Source organism: Longimicrobiales bacterium, assembly GCA_029245345.1.
In the GTDB taxonomy this organism is placed as follows: Bacteria; Gemmatimonadota; Gemmatimonadetes; order Longimicrobiales; family Gaopeijiaceae; genus CALFPJ01.
This window is the reverse complement of the sequence record JAQWPM010000021.1, coordinates 529,289-547,020: the sequence shown is the minus strand read 5'-3', so window position 1 is coordinate 547,020 and position 17,732 is coordinate 529,289. Positions and strand designations below refer to the sequence as shown.

Genomic DNA, 17,732 nt, shown 5'->3' with positions numbered 1-17,732 from the left:
GATGACGAAGCGCATGAACCGAGTCCTCGGACTCCGGATGATCGTTGGTGCCTCAGTCACGCTCATGGTGGCCGTGGCGTGTCAGGAAGTCACCGGCCCGATCTGGGTCGACTCTCTCCAGCTTGAGCCGGATTCGATCTTCTTGATCCCAGGTGAAACGGCTCAGTTCACTTCAGTGCCGTTGGATCAGCGGGACAACGAACTGCCGGAACGCGCGGAGCGCACAGAATGGATTGTGAGCAACTCGACGATCGCGACCCTTGAGCCGCAGGGCGGGGTCGCTACGGTCACCGCAGTGAAGGTCGGCTCAACCAACGTGCGCGTGTCGCTTGGGCGTGGTACCGGGACGGGCCGCGTCTACGTCGAGCCGTTCGAGTTGCGGGAGATCAGGATCGACCCAGTACCGGGTGGTGGCCCCATTGAACTGAGTCAGACGAGCACCTTCGGAACGCGAACGACGGTGCGGCCGATCCTGATCGGTATGGATGGCCAACAGGTCTCTACCGAGGGTTATCGGATCTCTTGGCGGACGTCCAGCACCCAGATCTTCATCATGGTCGGAAACCAGGAAGTCGTCACAGGTACTTCGATCAGCATCCGCGGACGGAACGCAGGGTCGGCGACGCTCACGTTGGTTGTAGGGGATAAGTCGATCTCAGTCCCCGTGATCGTCAGCTAAAGGGCGCCTGACAACGGACTCTTACCGCGGGTCGATGTCGGCGAAGACAGCCGCGTTCCCCTGACGGTCCCATGAGATGACCTGGTACGGCTTTGCACCGGGGCCTTCCATGCCTGGCGAACCAGTCGGCATGCCTGGCACTCCGATGCCGGTGATCGCGGGACGACTGGCGAGCATCGCCTTGATTTGTTCTGCTGGCACGTGGCCTTCGACTACGTATCCGTCGATGAGCGCCGTGTGACACGACATAACGGCTCCCGGAACGCCCGCGTCTCTTTTCACCACCATCAGGTCCTGGACGTTACGTGCATCGACGTCGAAGCCCGCAGCACGAAGGTGGTCGACCCAGCCCTCACAGCATCCGCAGGTCGCGGCCTTGTAGACTAGGATCGAGGGAAGATCCGCATCGGCTATTGCAAACATGACAGGTGTCGCTTCGCCCGCGGCATTGGCTTCGGCGGCATCGCCTGAGCCACATCCCGTGAGAGCGACGGTCAGAAGGGTCAGGGCAGTGGTCGAGTACTTCATCTGAGCAGCCTCTTCGAGCGTGACGTGTAAACGGCCCATGGGAGCCGGCACCTAAAATATACGGCATCAACGCCAAGGGGTGCACAGTTGGACGCGCATGAAGCAGGATTGTGTTGCCGCTCGTAGGTGCATGCGAGCACCAAACACAACAGGACCGCCCGATGGAATGGGAAATTATTGCGCCGATGATCGTTTCGATCGTCTTCATTCTCACCGTCGGGGGAGTTCTCGTCATCCGGCCCATCGCGAAACGGATCTCGGGATTGTTGGAGCTCTACGCCCGTGACAAGACGACAGGCATCGAGAACGATGTGCACCAAGTGCGGGAACTACTGGAGACGATGAATACTCGGCTTCAGTTGATGGAGGAGCGGCGGGACTTTACGGAAAAGCTGCGGCATTGAGGGGTGGATAGAGCGAAGGGCGAGACAACCGAAGGGTAGTTCGCCCTAATCGTTCCCGACTGCGGACTCGAGCATTCGGTCGAGCGCGTCGCGGCTGAACCACCGTCCTCGCACCATCACACCGGTTGGGTGGCGGAGTCGGTCCAAGTCAGCGAGCGGGTCCTCTTCAACCAACACCAAGTCGGCGCGGGCTCCAGTCGTGATGGTTCCAAAACTGGCGGTCGGGTCCACGTGCTGCTGCACGAAGCGGCCTGCGTTCCGGGTGGCAGCTGCGAGCGCCTCGTATCGACTCAGTCCGGCGTTTCTGAGTACTTCGATTTCGTTGTGCAGCGAGAAGCCCGGCACGAGCACGGGCAGCGGAGTATCCGTGCCGGTGAGCATGGGGATGCCCGCTTGGTTGAAGGTGCGAATCATGGGGTGCTGGAATTCGTACATGGCTTCGATCCGATCCCGTCCCGTGGGATCGCGTCCCATGTAGGGGTTGTCGTCCAGCCAGTCCTCGCGGAGGGACTCAGGGAGGTAGCGGGCCATATCCGATCCTAGCCCGGCGTGTACGCCATCCGCGGAGCCCCACTGCGTCACGATGTTGCCGAACGTAGACAGGGTAGGTGTGAGCCACGTACCCGCCCGAGCCATGTCGGCTGCGACGCCGTCCAGGTCTCGGGTGTCCAGCGAATTGAAGTGCGTGTAGATCAACTCTTCGGCGTGCGCGACGCCCGCCTGACCACTCTCGATCACCGCAGAGAACGGGAGGTTACGCGGGGCGTGTCCGAGCACCGCGATGCCCTCGTCACGGCCGGCTTGAACGAGCGCGTTGTACGTCTCTGCTGAGAGATCTCCGTGGATCTTCACGAAGTCGTAGCCGCTACGGACATGGGCCTGGACCGCATCGACCGCGTCCTCAGGGGTGTGGACACCGGGCTCATTCGTGAAGGGGCCGGACGTATACACGGTCGGACCGATCACTTCGCCGGACCGGATGCGGTCTCGGAGTTCAAGATGGCGCTCTTCTCCGCGCAGATTGAACACGGTTGTCACGCCGTTCGCCAGGAAGACGGGCAGCCAATTTTCGGCTCCGTCCGGGAGGTGCACGTGGGCGTCGGTCAGGCCGGGCACGAGGTACCGAGTGCCGTCACCGTTCACGATCAGTGCGCCTGCGGGCGGCTCAAGAACTCCGAGCGGGCCGATTTGGCGGATGAAGCCGTCTTGCGCGATTACCACTTGCCGGTGCAGCACTGCGTCGCCTTCCATGGGCACGACGTTGACGTCCACGAAGGCGACGGGCGTGCTCGCTGCGGCGCTTGTCATCGCACTGCCGGCATCCGCCACGGACGTGGGATGCCGAGCCTCATGCCCCGACGGTCCGATGTGGACCACCAAGGCACCGAGGGTGCCGGCTACCAACGCCAGCCCGACCGAATCTTTGATGCTGAGCTTCATGCGGGAAGATACCCTCGGAGGTGAGAAGGTGCCCAATACATGATTTCCGACTTCTGGAGGTTGATCTGATCGAAGAGTTTTACGCAGAGTTGTAGAGGATTCATCGACTGCGAAAGCAGGAACACCTCATGTCAGGTGTTCTCGGCCACGGCATCCACGGCGACGACATGCAGTTGGTTGAAATCGAGCTCGATCCGGGCGAAGGCGTCCGTGCCGAGGCGGGTGCCATGATGTTTATGCAACCCGGCATCGAGATGCAGACCAGCACGGGCGGTGGGATATTCAAGGGATGCGAGCGGATGGTGACCGGAGAGTCGTTCTTCCTCACCAACTTCATCTACCAAAGGGGCGGGGCGGGGCAAGGTGGCGTTCCGAGCATCCTACTCCTGACAAAGTCATTCCGCTCAACCTGCGTGCGTTGAACAGAGAGTTCATCTGCCAGCGTGACTCGTTCCTACTGCGCTGTCCAAGGCGTTGAGATCGAGGTCGCCTTCACGGAGAAGCTCGGGGCCGGTCTCTTTCCGGGCCAATCGCTTCGTGTAGACACGGGATGTATAATCGGAATGAGCGGCAGCGTGAACTATGACCTTCAAGGTGCGGCAGGCCTCGGTGCCGGCATCATTGGTGGGCTCACTAGCGGAGACCGTTAAGCGCGCAGCCGACCCTACCGAATCGTGTCGTGCTGCTCCACGCGTGCGTTGGCGCGGTCCACAGCCTCCATGGCCCCAGCAATACCGTGCGCGCCAGGGATGGGCAGATTGGATACGATGCTGTCCTTCTGACGCCGTGTGAGGGTGTCGGTGGCTGCGGCGGCGTCTGAGCCACCCTCGCCAGCTCCACATGCCCACACGCCGACCAAGGCGACCATAACGACGAGGAATTTCTTCATTTGATTTGTGCCTCGTGGATCGATGCCGCCGGGGAGTCCCACGGCCGCCTAGCTCACTCTTGCGTGCCTGAGAGGGCCGCGCAAGTTGCGCGAATGAAGATTAAGAAATGGTTCCGGCCCGTTGTCCTCGTCGCGGTAACGTCACTAGGTGCCTGCAGCGAGGCGCCTTCGGGAAAAGTCGGCACGCCAGAGCTGCGTGCGGCCCTATTCGACACGATCATGGCCCGCACAGAGCGGCGCGAAGCGTGGTCACCCGTGAAGAACGAGAATCTCGGCTTCGACCCCGTAGCGGCCATGCGCGGTGTGCGTGACAAGGTGGTAGCGGCTGAGACCGAGGAAGACCTCTACTACGCCATAGCGGAGTTGAGCCACGCGCGCCGGGACCGCCACCTCGACCTATACCTCGTCGAGGGCGGACTCGAATTGGTGGACAGTGCGGGCCTCGACGTTATGGACGGAGATTCTCCCGAGCCTGGACGAGCTCCGGTGCGCGTCTTCCCGGACTATTCGGTGGACGGACCCTCCTACTTCGTGGGTGATTTGGCTCCCCTCGCTGGTATGGGTGAGCTCCCCCAGATCGGCGACCGCATCGTTGCGGTAAACGGAATCCCGATCGCCGAGTGGGAGACCATGGCGACTGCCTTCACACGTCACTCGACGGTCGCCGGACTCAAGTGGAAGATCGCGGACATGATGACTCTGGCGACCGCGTCGTATCCTCCCGCGATGAGGGGTGAGAAGATCTTTCTGACTGTCGCATCAGATGATGGTGGAGAAGCCGTCTTCGACCTCGCGACGCAGCCCGAGGCGTCCTTGGTGTGGCAGGGCACCGCAGGACCCGCCTACGATGGCTTCGAAGTCGTACACGAGACCGTCACCTACGACCTCCTTGTAGATGATTCCCGTCGGATCGCGATTCTGATTTGGACCGGCTTCCGGGAGACGATGGTGGAGGATGTCGACGCGCTCATGGTGTTGGCCCAGGAACGCGGGCTCCTCGACTACACGATGATTGTGGATGTCACTCGGAGCGGCGGCGGCTCCCGGGGCGCTTACGCGGTTCGGCGGCTCCAAGGGAAGCCGTTCAAGACCACCTTCGGCAACCTGCGCATTAGCGATATCATCGAGCCGTTCGTCGAGGCGCGGCGCGAAGGTTATGCCCGCCGCCAGCAGGCAACGGACGGCGGCGTCCGCGAGCTGGACGATGACGGCTCATGGCTCATGGAGTGGTTCGACGAAGACGTAATGCCGGCGCTCGAGCGAGGGGACGCCTACACGACGAGCGTGCCTTTCAAGTCGGCTCATGCCTCCAAGGACTCGGACGGTGTGCTTCAGCCGGCGCCGGTGCACTTCACGGGGCCTTTCGCCGTGATCTCTGGCCCGGACGGTGGCTCGCACCTGGACCAGTTCATCCACCAGGTCATCGACAACGATCTGGGCCCCGTAGTGGGGATGCCGCCGGGCGGCTACTCCAACACCTGGGAGTGGGAAGAGGTGTTGTACTTCCCGGGCACGGATCAGCCGGTGGTCGCGTTCATGTGGGATGTGGGGCATACGATTACGCCCGCTGGTGAGATCGCGGAGGGCAACCCGGCTGAGATCGATGTGTGGGTGCCGTTGTCTGCGGAGAACGTCCAGACGTACTACGCCTCCTTGCTGGAGGCCGCCCTGCGAAGCCTCGAGGACTCGCGACGCTGATGGGCGATACGACCACCCGTAAGCGGTGGGGGTTAGGGACCCAAATTTTGATTGGGATGATGGTCGGGAGTGCGCTGGGTGCGGTTTTTGGAGAGAGCGTGACGATCGTGCAGCCCCTCGGGGACTTGTTCATTCGTCTGCTCGTCCTCGCCGCAGTGCCGTTGATTTTCTTCAACCTGTTGGCAGGCCTTACCACTCTGTCGGACGTCCGTACCTTCGGGCGTTTGGCCACAAAGACGATGAGCTATTTCGTCGTGACCGACCTGGTCGCGCTCTCGCTGGGGATGGGCGCCATGCTGCTGCTCAAGCCAGGTGTGGGTATGCAGCTCACAGAGGAGGTCGGCGAAACCGTGGGAGAAGTGCCGGCGATCGCCGACGTACTGCTTGGCATGGTGCCCACCAACATCTTCGAGGCGTTCGCTGCCGGGAACGTGGTCCAATTGGTGGTCGTGTCGGTGTTTCTGGGCGTCGCGACGCTCATGCTCAGGGGCCCCGTGAAGAATCGCTTGAGTCAGGGGTACCAAGATTTAGCTGCGCTGTTTAGACGTCTCGTGGATCTGATCCTGCTGATTGCTCCAGTCGGAATCGCGGCGCTCATGGCCGTCACGGTCGGTCGATACGGGACGCAGCTCATTGGACCGATGACCAAATTCCTCGTCGGCGTCTGGGCCTGTCAGTTCATTGTTGTCTGCGGGTACATGATCCTTCTGCGTGTCTTCACCGACCGACGGCCTCTAGCTTTCCTCCGCGACACCGGCCTGCTCTGGGCCACAACTGCCGCGACCACGTCGAGCCTTGCTTCGCTCTCCGTGGGACTCGAGATGGCAGAGAAGATCAATCTGCCGCGCCAGATCTATTCGTTCACTCTGCCTCTGGGCGCTCAGCTCAACAAAGACGGCACCGCCGTGATGCTCGGTGCGGTACTGATCTTCACGGCCCAAGCTGCCGGGGTGTCGTTCTCGCCAGCTGCCTTTGTCACGATTCTGCTCGTAGGTTTGCTTTTGTCCGAAGGCTCGGGCGGGATTCCAGGCGGAGGCTTTGTGATCGCGCTCATTTTCGTACAGGCTTTTAATTTGCCGATCGAGATCGCCGCCATCGTGGGCGGCATTTATCGGCTCGTCGATATGGGAAATACAACTGTCAACATTATGGGTGATATGGTCGGCACATCTCTGGTGGCTCAGTCCGAAGTAGGTCGGGCATGAACCCCGACATTCGAGCGTTGTTTCCGGGCGCAGACGAGCGCGTCTACCTGGACACTTCGGCGCGCTCGCTAGTACCTGACCCGGTTCGTGAGGCGGTCGAGGCCCACCTGCGCGTCAGGCAGTTCGAGGGGGGCGACAAAGACACTCTTTGGGCCATGGTGAATCGAACTCGTGAAGCCTTCGCTAAGCTCATCAACGCAGATGCCGACGAGGTCGCGATCACGAAGAATGTGTCCGAAGGCCTGAATCTTTTCGGTGCGAGTCTGCCCTGGCAGGCCGGGGACAACGTCGTCCTCTGTCCTGACTTAGAGCATCCCAACAACATCTATTTGTGGTACAACCTGAAGGAGCTCCACGGGATCGAGGTGCGGAGTGTCGCAGCGGAAAGCGGGCACCTCTCGGTGGCGGGTATGGCGGCTGCCATGGACGATCGGACCCGTCTGGTCACACTCCCGACGATCTCGTTCGCCCCTGGATTCGTTTCGGATGTGCGAGGTGTCGTACAGGCCGCGAAGCGCGTGGGGGCGCTCACGATGGTGGATGCCGCCCAGTCCATTGGCGCGATTCAAACGGATGTGCGGCAATTGGGACTGGATGCGCTCACCGTGGCCACACAGAAGTGCATGATGGGTCTGTACGGCAGTGGCTTTCTCTACATCCGCCGTGAGGTCGCGAACCAACTCGTCCCCGTGCACGTCGCCCGATATGGCATCGACCTGGACGGCGCGCACGAAACGGCCTTCTCGGAGGGAGAACTGACGTACAAGTCCGGCGCGCTGCGCTTCGATCTAGGGAACTATAACTACTTGGGCATGGCCGCCGCTGGGGCAGCGATCGACCTCCTGGAAGAGTGGGGAATGGACGCTGTGGAGGGGCACCTGCGCCGGTTGTCAGCTGGGTTCGCGCAAGCGCTCATCGAGCGAGGACTGCCTGTGGCGGGCGGTACTCCGGGCCCGCATCTCGCGCACATCGTCTCAGTAGGGCAGAGCGGTGGTGGGCGGCATTATTCGGCGGATGATCCAGCGATGAACTCTCTTCACCAGTCTCTGTTGTCGCAAGGAATTCAGCACTCCATCCGAAGCGGCGTGCTGCGCTTCTCCGTTGGCATGCACAACAATCAGTCGGACATCGATCGCGCGCTCGAAGCGGTGGATCGGTGGATCCTCGAAACAGGGTATGCACCATGAGATGTCTTGCGCGTCGGATCGTGACCTCGGCGTTGGCCATACTGGTCCTGGGCGTGTTCCTCGCCGCTCCGGCGAGCGCCCAGGTCGGGTCGGCCGATTGGGAGCGTGCGATCTCGAACTGGGCCGAGAGCGTCACGGATCAAGTATCCACGGATGCGGTCGGCGGGATCGCCGCGGGTGTGGTCGTCGATGGCGATCTCGTTTGGGCGAGGGGCTTCGGTCTCGCGGACCGTGCTTCCCGCGCCACGATGGAACCCTCTGCGATCTCCCGGACAGGGTCGATCTCGAAATCGGTCACGGCTGTTCTGATGATGCGACTCGTGGATCAGGGCGTGGTGGATCTGGACGTGCCGGTGGAACGGTACCTGCCTGAGTTTGGCCAGCTGACAGATCGCAGGCCGGGAGCGGATGCCGTCACGCTTCGTCACCTCGCGAGCCACACGGCGGGGATCATTCGCGAGCCCAGGAATCTTCCGGCGGCCGTTTCTGGCCCCCTTGAAGCGTGGGAGGAGAGGATCTTGAGCGCCCTGCCGGAGACTGCATACGACAGTGTACCGGGCGCGCGCTATCAGTACTCGAACATCGGCTTCGGCACGCTCGGTCTGGCACTGTCGAGAGCAGCTGGGCGTCCGTTCATGGAGATGGTCCGCGAGGAGGTCTTCACACCCCTCGGAATGATTGGGTCGAGCTTCGTGGTGGAGGGGACCGAGTTAGAAGCGCGTCTCGCGAGCGGGTATACCAACGGACGAGACGGAACGATCGACGGATCGATGCCGGCACGGGAGCATTCCGGCCGGGGCTATAAAGTGCCCAACGGCGGAGTGTATTCGACGGTGGCCGATCTCGGACGGTTCCTTGGCGCGGTAGCTGGGGTGCCGGGGCTTCGTATTCTCTCCGAAGAGAGCCGCCTTGAGATGATCTCCGTGCAGACACCTGAGAATCCGGACCGCGGATATGGCCTCGGCTTCTCAGTCCAGAGGACGGAAGGCGGGTCGCAGATCGTGAGCCACGGAGGCTCCGTGGCGGGGTACACGGCCTATATGGCGGTGGACACCGAGACGGGTGTGGGAGTCGTACTCCTGCGGAACTACAACCAAGGCGAGACGAACCTAGCCCGGGCAGCTCAGAGTTTGATTCAAGAGCTCGCGCCGGTGCTGAGGTAGTCCTCTCCAATGTCTTTTAGGAGCATCAACCATGGATAGACGCACATTCATTCGTGGCACGGCGGCCGCAGCAGCGCTTCCCGGGCTCCTTCCAGGGCTCGCGAGCGGCGCGCACATTCCAGCGGCAGCTCTGAACGGAGACCGACCGGGGCCATTGCGAGACCCCCGCGCTCTCATCATCGATGCAATGGGTGAGCTCCGTCCCATCTACGAGCCGCCCCTCGTCCGGCAGATGCTGCAGAGTGGCACCGACTCGATCACCGTCACCTTGTGTGATCCCAAGTTTGTCGGTGCCGAGGCCCTCGACACTGCGGTTGACGGCCTGATGGAATACGACCGGTATCTCGCGGCACATCCAGACCTATTCGTGAAGGCGACCAAGGTCGCGGACATCGACGAAGCACGTCGGTCCGGGCGCATGGCGGTCTTCTATCTCTTCCAGAACGCGACCCAGTTCGACGACGACCTCGATCGGGTCCAGATGTTCCACAAACTCGGTCTGACGAGCTGCCAGGTGACGTACAACGAGCGGAACCTGGCGGGAGTTGGGTGCCGCGCTGAGGGAGACGAGGGCGGGCTGACCGAATTCGGCCGAGAGATGATCGATCGAATGAATGGGACCGGGGTGTTGGTGGATCTAGCACATGCAAACGAACAGACGATGGCAGACACCATCGAGCATTCGCGCATGCCGGTCATCAATTCCCATACGGGCTGTGATGCGGTGCACGCGCACGAACGGAACATGTCCGATGCGAATCTCAGAGCCATGGCAGAACGCGGTGGCGTCGTAGGGGTGTGTCAGCTCCGGCCGTTCCTGACAGAGAAGAAGCAAGACAATCTGCACGCCTATTTCGACCACATCGATCATGCCGTTCAGGTCTGCGGCACGGATCATGTAGGGATCGGTAGTGACAGAGATCACCGAGTGATCGAGATGACGCCTGAATACGAAGCCGAACTCCGCGCGGAGGAAGGCAGTCAGGTGAGCAGCAGCGAATTGCCCTACTACATCGACGAGCTCAACGGGCCCACACGGATGACTGTGGTCTGGGACGGATTGGTGCAGCGAGGGTACTCGGCTGAGGCCATCGAGAAGATCATGGGTGGCAACGTGTACCGCATATATGAAGAGGTCATCGGTTGATGAGAGCTGCAGCGAAGCACGGTGCTTGGATTTGCACGTTGGCCGCAGTCGCCGCATGTGGCGGGCAGGCTGAAGCTCCTCCCGCGGACGAGGCGGAAGCTCAAGATGAAGTTGTCGCCGACTTCATTCACGAGGGCGTGTGGTCACCTCGGGGCCATCGCCTCATGGTGACGTGGGAGCAGGGTGGCAGATCGCGGCTCTATGGTGTGCTCAGCCCTGACACGACTGACTCGGCTCAGGAGCCGGGATCGGGCCTGCGTGTTTCTGACGGGCCCGACGGCGGCGCCACGTGGTCCCCGAACGCAGACTGGGTAGCGTTCGCTTCGATGCGGGACGGACAGAGTGAGATCTATCGCATGCGGCCTGACGGTATGGGATTGGTCCGCCTCACCAATGATGAAGCGTACGATGCCGACCCGACATACTCACCCGACGGGCGCAGGATCGCGTTCGTATCCACTCGGACGGACGGCGCGGCTCGCCTCCACCTGATGGACGCGGATGGTGGCAACGTCGAGATGGTGTCGGGCGGTCCGGGGATTGCCCACTCGAAGCCAGAATGGGAGCCCGGAGGGGGTCGCATTGCGGTTCAGGTGACCATGGACGACGGCGAATACGTGTTTGTGGCGACTCCTGGGGGTGGTTGGGGACGTGTGAAGGGTGGGGCGTCCCCGAGTTGGGGCTTCAATGGAGACGACATCTATTTGGAGCGGAACGACTCCGTTTTGGTGGTGCGTGTGAGCACGGGGTCTCTGCGCTTCTTACTCGCGAACGGGTCCGCACCGCGAGCCTCGAAAGACGGCCGGTGGATCTCATTCGTCCGAGGCCAATATCCGACTTCTTCGCTGTTTGCCCTAGATCTCGTGACTGGGGCTGAGCACCCGATCACGCGGGAGTAGTTCTCGCCGCACGGACCGGACCCCGCCATCTTGTAGGACCACCCAACTGTGAGGAATCCATGCGTCGTCTAGTCCTGTGCCTGCTCGCCCTACTGCTCGTCGCGCCTCTCGATGCACAGACGCGTAACTCTCGTGATCGTGACCTCCGTGAATGGCGCGTGAAGGCGGACAAGATGCGCACCCATCTGTTACCGACCATGCGCGAGCACGGCGTCGACATGTGGATCATCATGAGCCGGGAGAACAACGTGGATCCGGCGCTGGCACTGTTCGGGGGGTACGGAATCAGCGGGTGGTATGGCCACCGGAACGCCTATCTGTTCTACGACAACGGGACCCGCCTCGAGACGACGGTTATTGGCACACATCTGTCGGGCCATCTCGAGCTCTTTTACGACGACATCCAGAGCTACGGCGAAGAAGGGCTCGCACCGCACTTACGCCGCTATGTCATGGAGCGGAACCCTGATGCTATCGCGATCAATCAGTCTTATTCGATCTCGATGGCGGACGGCATTTCCGCTGAACTCGCGGACTACCTCTTCAATGTGTTGGGTGATCAGTTCGGTCCGCGGGTCGTCAGCTCAGAGCCGATGTTCATCGACTATGTGAGCACGCGCACTGCAGCCGAGACCGAGATCGCGATCGAGGCCGCTGAGGAAACGTGGGACATCCTGCGCACGGCGTTCTCGTCTGAGGTGATCACGCCAGGTGAGACGACACTGATGGACGTCTACTGGTGGGTGAAGGACGAGTGGATGTCGCGCGATCTGGAATTCAACTTTCCAGGATCGTTTGATTTGCAGCGCCAGGGGCTCGATGGTGCTTTGGACGATCATGATGACCCTGTCATCCAGGGGGGTGACCTGCTCCACGTCGACTTCGGCGTAAAGTTGAGCGGCATCGTGACCGACCAGCAGAAGATGGCTTACGTGCTACGCCCGGGTGAGACGGATGCCCCGGAAGGATTAAGGCACGTGTTTGCCCAGTCCGTCCGCCAGGGAGAGATCATCACCCAGACGATCGTCCCGGGTGTCTTGGGGCGCGATATCGTTCCCCGAGCGCAGGACCTCGGGCAGCTCGAGGGCATCACCAGCCGCGTCTATCCGCACGTCCAGGGCAACTGGGTGCATGGGGTCGGCGCGTGGGGGAGCTTCGACTGGCCGGAGCGTTACGGTCGGCACCCCCAAGAGCCCGTGCGACTGACCGAGTTCTGGTCCATCGAATACAACGTGAGTGGCTCGATCCCGGAGTGGGGCGGCCAGACCGTCACGATGTCACGGGAAGAGGACGCACGCGTGACGGATGAGGGCGTCGTGGAGTATCTGGTCGGGCCGCAGATGGAGTTGTGGCTGATCGGGAACTGACTCAGGCGGGCTCAGGCGCTTCCCAGTCGGCGATTCGTTCGGCGAGTCGGGAGATCGATAGAGGTGCCGAGCCCTCCGCCTTGTTGTTCGCGATCACGAAGACCCCCTTCTCCGCGATCAGAGCATCCAGTGAAGCGATCGCGATGCGTTCGCGAGAGTCACTGTCCTCGTCCACGATGCGGTCGAACGGCTCATACTTTTCCTTGGCCACTTCGTAACGCAGGCCCGCATGCAGCATCCAGCGCATGACGAGCGCGGGCTGCTGATATGCCTGGACGAGTTGGAGCTGGCGTTCCAGAGATGCCATAGCCGGATGCACTGTGTAGCAATGAGCCACGCCCGCAGATAGGAGCGCGTCCGCGTAGGCTTCGGTAAGGAAGGCGGCGGTCCGGAGTTCGACCGCGTACAGCGGGCCCTTGGGCAGCGCATCTAGGAATGTGAAGAGCCGGTCGACGAAGTTTCCGCGCCCCCCGACCAGGTTCGGTGGGATGGGGGAAAACTGGAAGAGCAGGGGCCCTGCTTTCGAGCCCAGCCCGTCGATCATCGGCCCGACGACTTCGTTGGCCGCATAGGTCGGGTCCAAGAAGAGCGGGTTGGCCCCGCGCACCGACGACCCATCCGGCTTCATGGGGGACGTGATGAGTCGGTCGGCCTTCACCAGAAAGCGAAAGTCGTCCGGGACCGCGTCCGCGTAGCCGCGAAAATCCTCGACTCCAATCGATTGATAATACGTCCGGTCCATGCCGACGGTGCGTAGCAACGGGTGTTTTGCGTATGCAGAGAGCCCGTGCTGGGCGAGGACCCTCTGTGAGACCCGCCGATCATACACAATGCCATCCCAGCCTGGAAAGCTCCAAGACGACGTCCCAAGCCGGAGCGAAGCAGGCAGCTTCTCAGCCACTGCCAAGGTGTGTGGCGACGCCTCTGCAGCGGCTACCGGCGTCATGGGCTGCGTCGCTGGCTCGTCGCCGAAGAGTCCCAGTTGGAGATCCATGGTGACAATCTCCTTGCAACCATTGACCCCGCATAGTCATTTCATAAATGTATAAATGAAATATACATATACGGATTAGATACATGGAGGGGCCATGGCGGGCATGACGCCGCTGACCTACCAGATCTTGTTGGCGCTCGCTGACGGAGATCGGCACGGGTACGGAATCATCAAGGATATCGAGGAGCATTCTGGAGCCGGCGCAGCCCCGAGCACGGGTGCTCTGTACCTCGCGCTGCAGCGTATAGCAGGGGACGATCTCATTGCTGAGTCGCCCGAGCGGCCCTCTGGCGAAGACGACGCTCGCCGCCGGTACTACCGGCTGACCGGGTGGGGGCGCTCCCGTGCAGAACAGGAGTCAGTCCGCCTCGCGGCTCTGGTGGCCGTAGCCCGGGACAAGAAGCTCATCCCGGGTGGGGCCGCGTGACACGCGGACTGATCGCACTCCTCCTGAGGTTCGCACCGCGCTGTTCGGGTGCGCCACAGGCGCTTCGAATGATGCTGCGGCAGGGGCTCATAGTGATCGGGGCGTAGATTCACTGCGGTCGGAATAGCTATTTTGCCCGCATGGAAGTCCAAATCTTTGGCGTCAAAAACCACAAAGACGTCCGGAAAGCTGAGCGCTTTTTCAAAGAGCGCCGCATTAAGGTCCATTTCATGGACTTCAAGCAGCGTAGCCCGTCCAAGGGTGAGCTTACCCGTTTTTTCCAGAAGTTCGGGGAAGAGAAGCTCATTGATCGGGACGCGAAGCGCTTCCATGCGCTCGGCTTTCAGACCGCATACTACGGGAACGAGCGGTGGCTCGAGATCGCGCTGGACGAGCCGTTGATTTTGAAGGTCCCGTTGGTGCGCTGTGGTAAGAATCTATCCGTTGGCCTGGACGAGGCTGCCTGGAAGGAGTGGCTCGGCTAGGGCACTCAAGGCCTCGTCATCATGGTCGCGATGCCCGGGCCTCTTTCGTACAATGGGCGCCATGAACAAATCGACACGAACGGCGTTCGGCGTTCTCACGCTGATCGTCACGGCATGCGCTCCACAAGCCACGGATGACGCGGCTTCGACGAACGCACAGGCACGGGATCTTCCGGACAACCCGAACTTCGTGGTGGTGGTCGTAGACGACCTACGCTTCGACGAGTTCGGAGCCGCGGGGCATCCCTACTTGGAGACCCCGAACATCGATCGGTTGGCTGCGGAGGGCGCGATGTTCATGAATTCCTTTCATGCCGTGCCGTTGTGTTCGCCGAACCGGGCCTCGCTGCTCACGGGCCAATACCCGTCCCAGCACGGCATCGTAGACAATGTGGCTCGAGTGCGGACCAGCTTCGGGTTGCAGACGTTTCCGCAGGCCCTGCAAACCGTGGGTTACGAGACGGCTTTCCTCGGGAAGTGGCACATGGGGAACGACCCCACGCCACGCGACGGATGGGACTACTGGGTTGGGCAGCCAGGGCAGGGGCGGTCCATTGACCCCGAGCTGTATGAGGACGGACGTGTTCATCTCGTGGAAGGGTATACAACCGACATCCTGAACGACCGCGCGATCGACTTCATCCGTCAGGAGCGTGATGGGCCTTTTATGATCTACATGGCCCACAAGGCGATCCATCCGGATGTGGAGCAGCTCGATGATGGGTCAGTGCCGCCGGGTGCCCCGATGGGGTATGTAGCTGCCCCACGCCACCAAGGTCGTTATGCGGATGAGGTGTTCCCCAGGCGCCCCAACACGATCGAGACGCTTGCGGACCTGGACGACAAGCCCGCCATACAGGGTGCGCTTGCGTGGCGCGCGACGGGCAGTCGACAGGCCGACTTCGCGTCGATTCCATCGCCGGAGATCGGCGAAACGGCGATCCGCGACCGGGCCGAGATGATGCTCGCCGTGGATGAGGGGGTAGGTCGCGTACTGGATGTGCTGGAGGAAGAGGGCATCCTCGACAACACCGTTGTGATCTTTACGAGCGAGAACGGCTTTTTCTACGACGAACACGGCCTCACCACGGAACGGCGTCTCCCGTATGAAGAAGGGATCCGTAACCCGTTCATCGTCCGATACCCGGCCGCCGCGTCCGCTGGCTCGACGCCAGAGGCCCTCTCGAGCACGATCGACTTGGCGCCGACGATCCTCGATTTGGCCGGGGCCCCCATTGGGGACCACATCCAAGGTCGGTCACTCGTGCCGGTGATGTTCGGAGACACAGAGGGGTGGCGTGAGTCGATCTTTGTGGAGTTCTACACGTACGAAAACCCGTTCCCGCATCTCATGGACATGGACTACCGCGCCATCCGCACGGACCGGTACAAGTACATCCACTGGGTCCGACATCCGGACTTGGATGAGCTTTACGACCTAGAGTCAGATCCGTATGAGGTCGAGAACCGAGTAGGCGATCCTGCCCTGGCAGAAGTCCGGACTGAGTTGCGAGCTGAACTCGGCGAGCACGTCCTCGGAGCTCTTGGATTGGGGAACTAGCGGGGGGACTTCAGCGCCCCCGATCCAAACGGAAACGCCCCGCGGGCCGAATAGCTCGCGGGGCGTTCTGCGTCTGGTGTTTCTTCCGACGCTAGTTCTCCTGCGCTTCCTTCGCCTGCAGCATGCGCCAGCGGAACTGAAGCGTGAACCAGATCAGGGACGCGACGGCCAAAATGAGGAGACCCGCTGCGCTGCTCAGCGTTGCCACCTTGATGCCGCCTGCCATGATTGTAGGCGACACCGCGCCAGCCTGTTCGATGGATTGGAAGGAAATGATGACCCCGAGGACCGAGCCGAGCAGGCCGGCGACCACTGCGAAGCCGCCCCAAAACAGTACGCCGTCAATGAACACCTTCGTCTTCAGATTCGCCCACGCACCGGGCTTGTACACTTGGGCGGTCGAATAAAGGCTTAATGCTGCGATCATCAGCGCCGCGAACGAAATCGGCCAGCGGATGAACCCCATCTGTTCCCAAAGCATTTCCATATCATGCGTCTCCATTTTTGTAAGAGCCCGGACCGGTCAGGCCGAGGACTTCTCGATGTGCACTTTCGATGTGTGTCACCCAGTGGTCGATCACGAACCACGCGAGCGTCCCCGCTAGAGCGAAGAGGAGTCCCGTCGCCATGAGCAGGGAGGAAGCGAAGATCCATCCGAACATGGTCGCTTCGGCTAACGCCGGGGTCGATTCGACCGTTGATGCTGCGACGTAGAGGTCGACCATGACGCCGAGCGTCACGATCGCGAGCTGGGATAGTGACAAGAAGAGGATTACGCTGAGGCCACGCCGGATCCTCGAGTGGTCGCCCTTGATCCAAATCTCGAAGGCCTTGGCCAGGCCCGCAGCGAACGTCAGGCCGCCGACGATCATGACGGGCCACTGGAACCGTGACACTGCGTTCACGACGTCGACACTGGCGAGTGCAAGGCCGCTGGCACCCACCATGAAGACGGTCGCCGCGACCAACCCTCGGCGCTCCAATGTGCGGAGTCGCGAGGGATCGATGCGTCGCGTGAGGCGCACGTAAAGCGGCTCGTGGAGGCGCTCGAGGGCTCGCAGCGTCTGCTCGTCGGGAACGAGGGCCTGGGTGGCCCGCCGCCTTGCTTCATCCGGAGTGACACCGTCTGCGACGAGCCGTTCGGTGAGTGCGTGCAAGTCCCCGGACAGCTCGCGGAGGATCCGGACGCGATCGGGGATCGGTACAGTGAGCTTTTCGCCGAGGGTTTGGAGTTCGGGCGCGAAGGCCACCTCTGCCCGGGCACTCAAGCGAGGGACCGCCCGGGACCTTGCAATACGTCCATGAGCCGAGCGACGACATCGCCGACGCGGTCTGTCTCGCCTGAAAAGTGCTTCTGACCGGTAGGGGTGAGTCCGTACTCCTTCCGGCGGCGGCCGCCGTCCTTAGACCAGGAGCCCTTGATGAGCCCCTCACCCTCCAGCCGATGCAGAATCGGGTAGAGCGTTCCGTGGCGGAACTTGAACAAGCCGTTGCTCTCTGTTTCTACGTCGAGAGCGATCTGGTACCCGTGCTTCGCGCCTCCTTGAAGCGTAGACAGGACCAGCAGCTCGTTGATGTCCCGCGCGAAGCCTTGCACGTCGAAGTCTTCTTCACTCATTCGGATCTCCCTGAGGCCCGTATCGCCACTCTAAATATCGA

Annotated in this window: 21 protein-coding genes; 14 read left to right on the top strand and 7 right to left on the bottom strand. The window is 61.7% G+C overall.

Annotated elements, in window-relative coordinates; translation table 11 throughout:
- Position 1 precedes the first annotated feature (1 nt).
- Positions 2–679 carry an Ig-like domain-containing protein gene (locus P8L30_13540; GenBank protein MDG2241220.1) on the top strand — a complete coding sequence of 226 codons (678 nt, stop codon included), beginning with the start codon at positions 2–4 and terminating at the stop codon, positions 677–679.
- Positions 680–700: 21 nt separating this feature from the next.
- Here the strand turns inward: P8L30_13540 and P8L30_13535 are convergent, their stop codons facing one another.
- Positions 701–1,246, bottom strand: coding sequence for a DUF411 domain-containing protein (locus P8L30_13535; GenBank protein MDG2241219.1), 546 nt, complete (start codon positions 1,244–1,246; stop codon positions 701–703).
- Between the two features lie 122 nt (positions 1,247–1,368).
- Between P8L30_13535 and P8L30_13530 the strand changes: the two genes are divergently transcribed.
- Complete coding sequence (locus P8L30_13530) at positions 1,369–1,611, top strand: hypothetical protein (GenBank protein ID MDG2241218.1); 243 nt, start codon at positions 1,369–1,371, stop codon at positions 1,609–1,611.
- Positions 1,612–1,656: 45 nt separating this feature from the next.
- On the opposite strand, the gene P8L30_13525 is transcribed toward P8L30_13530, so the two are convergent.
- Positions 1,657–3,051 carry an amidohydrolase family protein gene (locus P8L30_13525; GenBank protein ID MDG2241217.1) on the bottom strand — a complete coding sequence of 465 codons (1,395 nt, stop codon included), beginning with the start codon at positions 3,049–3,051 and terminating at the stop codon, positions 1,657–1,659.
- 128 nt (positions 3,052–3,179) lie between these two features.
- On the opposite strand from P8L30_13525, the gene P8L30_13520 reads away from it, so the two are divergent.
- A complete protein-coding gene (locus P8L30_13520; GenBank protein ID MDG2241216.1) occupies positions 3,180–3,473 on the top strand; it encodes an AIM24 family protein in 294 nt (97 codons plus the stop codon).
- Positions 3,474–3,494: 21 nt separating this feature from the next.
- Positions 3,495–3,701, top strand: a complete 207-nt coding sequence (locus tag P8L30_13515; GenBank protein ID MDG2241215.1) for a hypothetical protein — start codon at positions 3,495–3,497, stop codon at positions 3,699–3,701.
- 14 nt (positions 3,702–3,715) lie between these two features.
- On the opposite strand, the gene P8L30_13510 is transcribed toward P8L30_13515, so the two are convergent.
- Positions 3,716–3,940 carry a hypothetical protein gene (locus tag P8L30_13510; protein MDG2241214.1) on the bottom strand — a complete coding sequence of 75 codons (225 nt, stop codon included), beginning with the start codon at positions 3,938–3,940 and terminating at the stop codon, positions 3,716–3,718.
- A 93-nt stretch (positions 3,941–4,033) separates the two neighbouring features.
- On the opposite strand from P8L30_13510, the gene P8L30_13505 reads away from it, so the two are divergent.
- The 7 genes from P8L30_13505 to P8L30_13475 are packed head-to-tail and all read left to right on the top strand — an operon-like array spanning position 4,034 to position 12,606.
- A complete protein-coding gene (locus P8L30_13505) occupies positions 4,034–5,638 on the top strand; it encodes a hypothetical protein (GenBank protein MDG2241213.1) in 1,605 nt (534 codons plus the stop codon).
- A complete protein-coding gene (locus P8L30_13500; protein ID MDG2241212.1) occupies positions 5,638–6,843 on the top strand; it encodes a dicarboxylate/amino acid:cation symporter in 1,206 nt (401 codons plus the stop codon). Before P8L30_13505 ends, P8L30_13500 begins: the two co-directional genes overlap by 1 nt.
- On the top strand, positions 6,840–8,030 hold the full coding sequence (locus tag P8L30_13495; protein MDG2241211.1) for an aminotransferase class V-fold PLP-dependent enzyme: 1,191 nt from the start codon (positions 6,840–6,842) through the stop codon (positions 8,028–8,030). The genes P8L30_13500 and P8L30_13495 overlap by 4 nt, the downstream gene beginning before the upstream one ends.
- Complete coding sequence (locus P8L30_13490; GenBank protein MDG2241210.1) at positions 8,027–9,193, top strand: serine hydrolase; 1,167 nt, start codon at positions 8,027–8,029, stop codon at positions 9,191–9,193. The genes P8L30_13495 and P8L30_13490 overlap by 4 nt, the downstream gene beginning before the upstream one ends.
- A 31-nt stretch (positions 9,194–9,224) precedes the next feature.
- Positions 9,225–10,340: a membrane dipeptidase gene (locus P8L30_13485; GenBank protein MDG2241209.1), complete on the top strand. Its 1,116-nt coding sequence runs from the start codon at positions 9,225–9,227 to the stop codon at positions 10,338–10,340.
- Positions 10,340–11,239 (top strand): hypothetical protein, encoded by a 900-nt coding sequence (locus P8L30_13480; GenBank protein MDG2241208.1) that lies wholly within the window; start codon positions 10,340–10,342, stop codon positions 11,237–11,239. Before P8L30_13485 ends, P8L30_13480 begins: the two co-directional genes overlap by 1 nt.
- A 59-nt stretch (positions 11,240–11,298) precedes the next feature.
- The gene (locus tag P8L30_13475) at positions 11,299–12,606 is read left to right on the top strand and encodes a M24 family metallopeptidase (GenBank protein MDG2241207.1); all 1,308 of its coding nucleotides are present in this window, start codon (positions 11,299–11,301) and stop codon (positions 12,604–12,606) included.
- Between the two features lies 1 nt (position 12,607).
- Here the strand turns inward: P8L30_13475 and P8L30_13470 are convergent, their stop codons facing one another.
- Positions 12,608–13,600: a DUF72 domain-containing protein gene (locus P8L30_13470; protein ID MDG2241206.1), complete on the bottom strand. Its 993-nt coding sequence runs from the start codon at positions 13,598–13,600 to the stop codon at positions 12,608–12,610.
- A 94-nt stretch (positions 13,601–13,694) separates the two neighbouring features.
- On the opposite strand from P8L30_13470, the gene P8L30_13465 reads away from it, so the two are divergent.
- The 3 genes from P8L30_13465 (at position 13,695) to P8L30_13455 (ending at position 16,073) form a co-directional block, all read left to right on the top strand.
- Positions 13,695–14,027 carry a PadR family transcriptional regulator gene (locus P8L30_13465; GenBank protein ID MDG2241205.1) on the top strand — a complete coding sequence of 111 codons (333 nt, stop codon included), beginning with the start codon at positions 13,695–13,697 and terminating at the stop codon, positions 14,025–14,027.
- A 140-nt stretch (positions 14,028–14,167) separates the two neighbouring features.
- The gene (locus P8L30_13460) at positions 14,168–14,512 is read left to right on the top strand and encodes an ArsC/Spx/MgsR family protein (protein ID MDG2241204.1); all 345 of its coding nucleotides are present in this window, start codon (positions 14,168–14,170) and stop codon (positions 14,510–14,512) included.
- Between the two features lie 61 nt (positions 14,513–14,573).
- Positions 14,574–16,073, top strand: coding sequence for a sulfatase-like hydrolase/transferase (locus P8L30_13455; GenBank protein ID MDG2241203.1), 1,500 nt, complete (start codon positions 14,574–14,576; stop codon positions 16,071–16,073).
- Between the two features lie 91 nt (positions 16,074–16,164).
- On the opposite strand, the gene P8L30_13450 is transcribed toward P8L30_13455, so the two are convergent.
- From P8L30_13450 to P8L30_13440, 3 genes are read right to left on the bottom strand one after another with little or no spacing between them, the layout of a single operon-like run.
- Entirely contained in the window at positions 16,165–16,560 is a 396-nt protein-coding gene (locus P8L30_13450) for a MotA/TolQ/ExbB proton channel family protein (GenBank protein MDG2241202.1), read from the bottom strand.
- A 1-nt stretch (position 16,561) separates the two neighbouring features.
- A complete protein-coding gene (locus tag P8L30_13445) occupies positions 16,562–17,341 on the bottom strand; it encodes a hypothetical protein (protein MDG2241201.1) in 780 nt (259 codons plus the stop codon).
- Positions 17,338–17,691, bottom strand: coding sequence for a helix-turn-helix transcriptional regulator (locus P8L30_13440; protein MDG2241200.1), 354 nt, complete (start codon positions 17,689–17,691; stop codon positions 17,338–17,340). The genes P8L30_13445 and P8L30_13440 overlap by 4 nt, the downstream gene beginning before the upstream one ends.
- Between the last annotated feature and the right edge of the window lie 41 nt (positions 17,692–17,732).

Bases quoted from the DNA above. Each gene is read 5' to 3' on its own strand.
- P8L30_13540 (MDG2241220.1), top strand. From the start codon at position 2: ATGACGAAGCGCATGAACCGAGTCCTCGGACTCCGGATGATCGTTGGT.
- P8L30_13535 (MDG2241219.1), bottom strand. From the start codon at position 1,246: ATGGGCCGTTTACACGTCACGCTCGAAGAGGCTGCTCAGATGAAGTAC.
- P8L30_13530 (MDG2241218.1), top strand. From the start codon at position 1,369: ATGGAATGGGAAATTATTGCGCCGATGATCGTTTCGATCGTCTTCATT.
- P8L30_13525 (MDG2241217.1), bottom strand. From the start codon at position 3,051: ATGAAGCTCAGCATCAAAGATTCGGTCGGGCTGGCGTTGGTAGCCGGC.
- P8L30_13520 (MDG2241216.1), top strand. From the start codon at position 3,180: ATGTCAGGTGTTCTCGGCCACGGCATCCACGGCGACGACATGCAGTTG.
- P8L30_13510 (MDG2241214.1), bottom strand. From the start codon at position 3,940: ATGAAGAAATTCCTCGTCGTTATGGTCGCCTTGGTCGGCGTGTGGGCA.
- P8L30_13505 (MDG2241213.1), top strand. From the start codon at position 4,034: ATGAAGATTAAGAAATGGTTCCGGCCCGTTGTCCTCGTCGCGGTAACG.
- P8L30_13500 (MDG2241212.1), top strand. From the start codon at position 5,638: ATGGGCGATACGACCACCCGTAAGCGGTGGGGGTTAGGGACCCAAATT.
- P8L30_13495 (MDG2241211.1), top strand. From the start codon at position 6,840: ATGAACCCCGACATTCGAGCGTTGTTTCCGGGCGCAGACGAGCGCGTC.
- P8L30_13490 (MDG2241210.1), top strand. From the start codon at position 8,027: ATGAGATGTCTTGCGCGTCGGATCGTGACCTCGGCGTTGGCCATACTG.
- P8L30_13485 (MDG2241209.1), top strand. From the start codon at position 9,225: ATGGATAGACGCACATTCATTCGTGGCACGGCGGCCGCAGCAGCGCTT.
- P8L30_13480 (MDG2241208.1), top strand. From the start codon at position 10,340: ATGAGAGCTGCAGCGAAGCACGGTGCTTGGATTTGCACGTTGGCCGCA.
- P8L30_13475 (MDG2241207.1), top strand. From the start codon at position 11,299: ATGCGTCGTCTAGTCCTGTGCCTGCTCGCCCTACTGCTCGTCGCGCCT.
- P8L30_13470 (MDG2241206.1), bottom strand. From the start codon at position 13,600: ATGGATCTCCAACTGGGACTCTTCGGCGACGAGCCAGCGACGCAGCCC.
- P8L30_13465 (MDG2241205.1), top strand. From the start codon at position 13,695: ATGGCGGGCATGACGCCGCTGACCTACCAGATCTTGTTGGCGCTCGCT.
- P8L30_13460 (MDG2241204.1), top strand. From the start codon at position 14,168: ATGGAAGTCCAAATCTTTGGCGTCAAAAACCACAAAGACGTCCGGAAA.
- P8L30_13455 (MDG2241203.1), top strand. From the start codon at position 14,574: ATGAACAAATCGACACGAACGGCGTTCGGCGTTCTCACGCTGATCGTC.
- P8L30_13450 (MDG2241202.1), bottom strand. From the start codon at position 16,560: ATGGAAATGCTTTGGGAACAGATGGGGTTCATCCGCTGGCCGATTTCG.
- P8L30_13440 (MDG2241200.1), bottom strand. From the start codon at position 17,691: ATGAGTGAAGAAGACTTCGACGTGCAAGGCTTCGCGCGGGACATCAAC.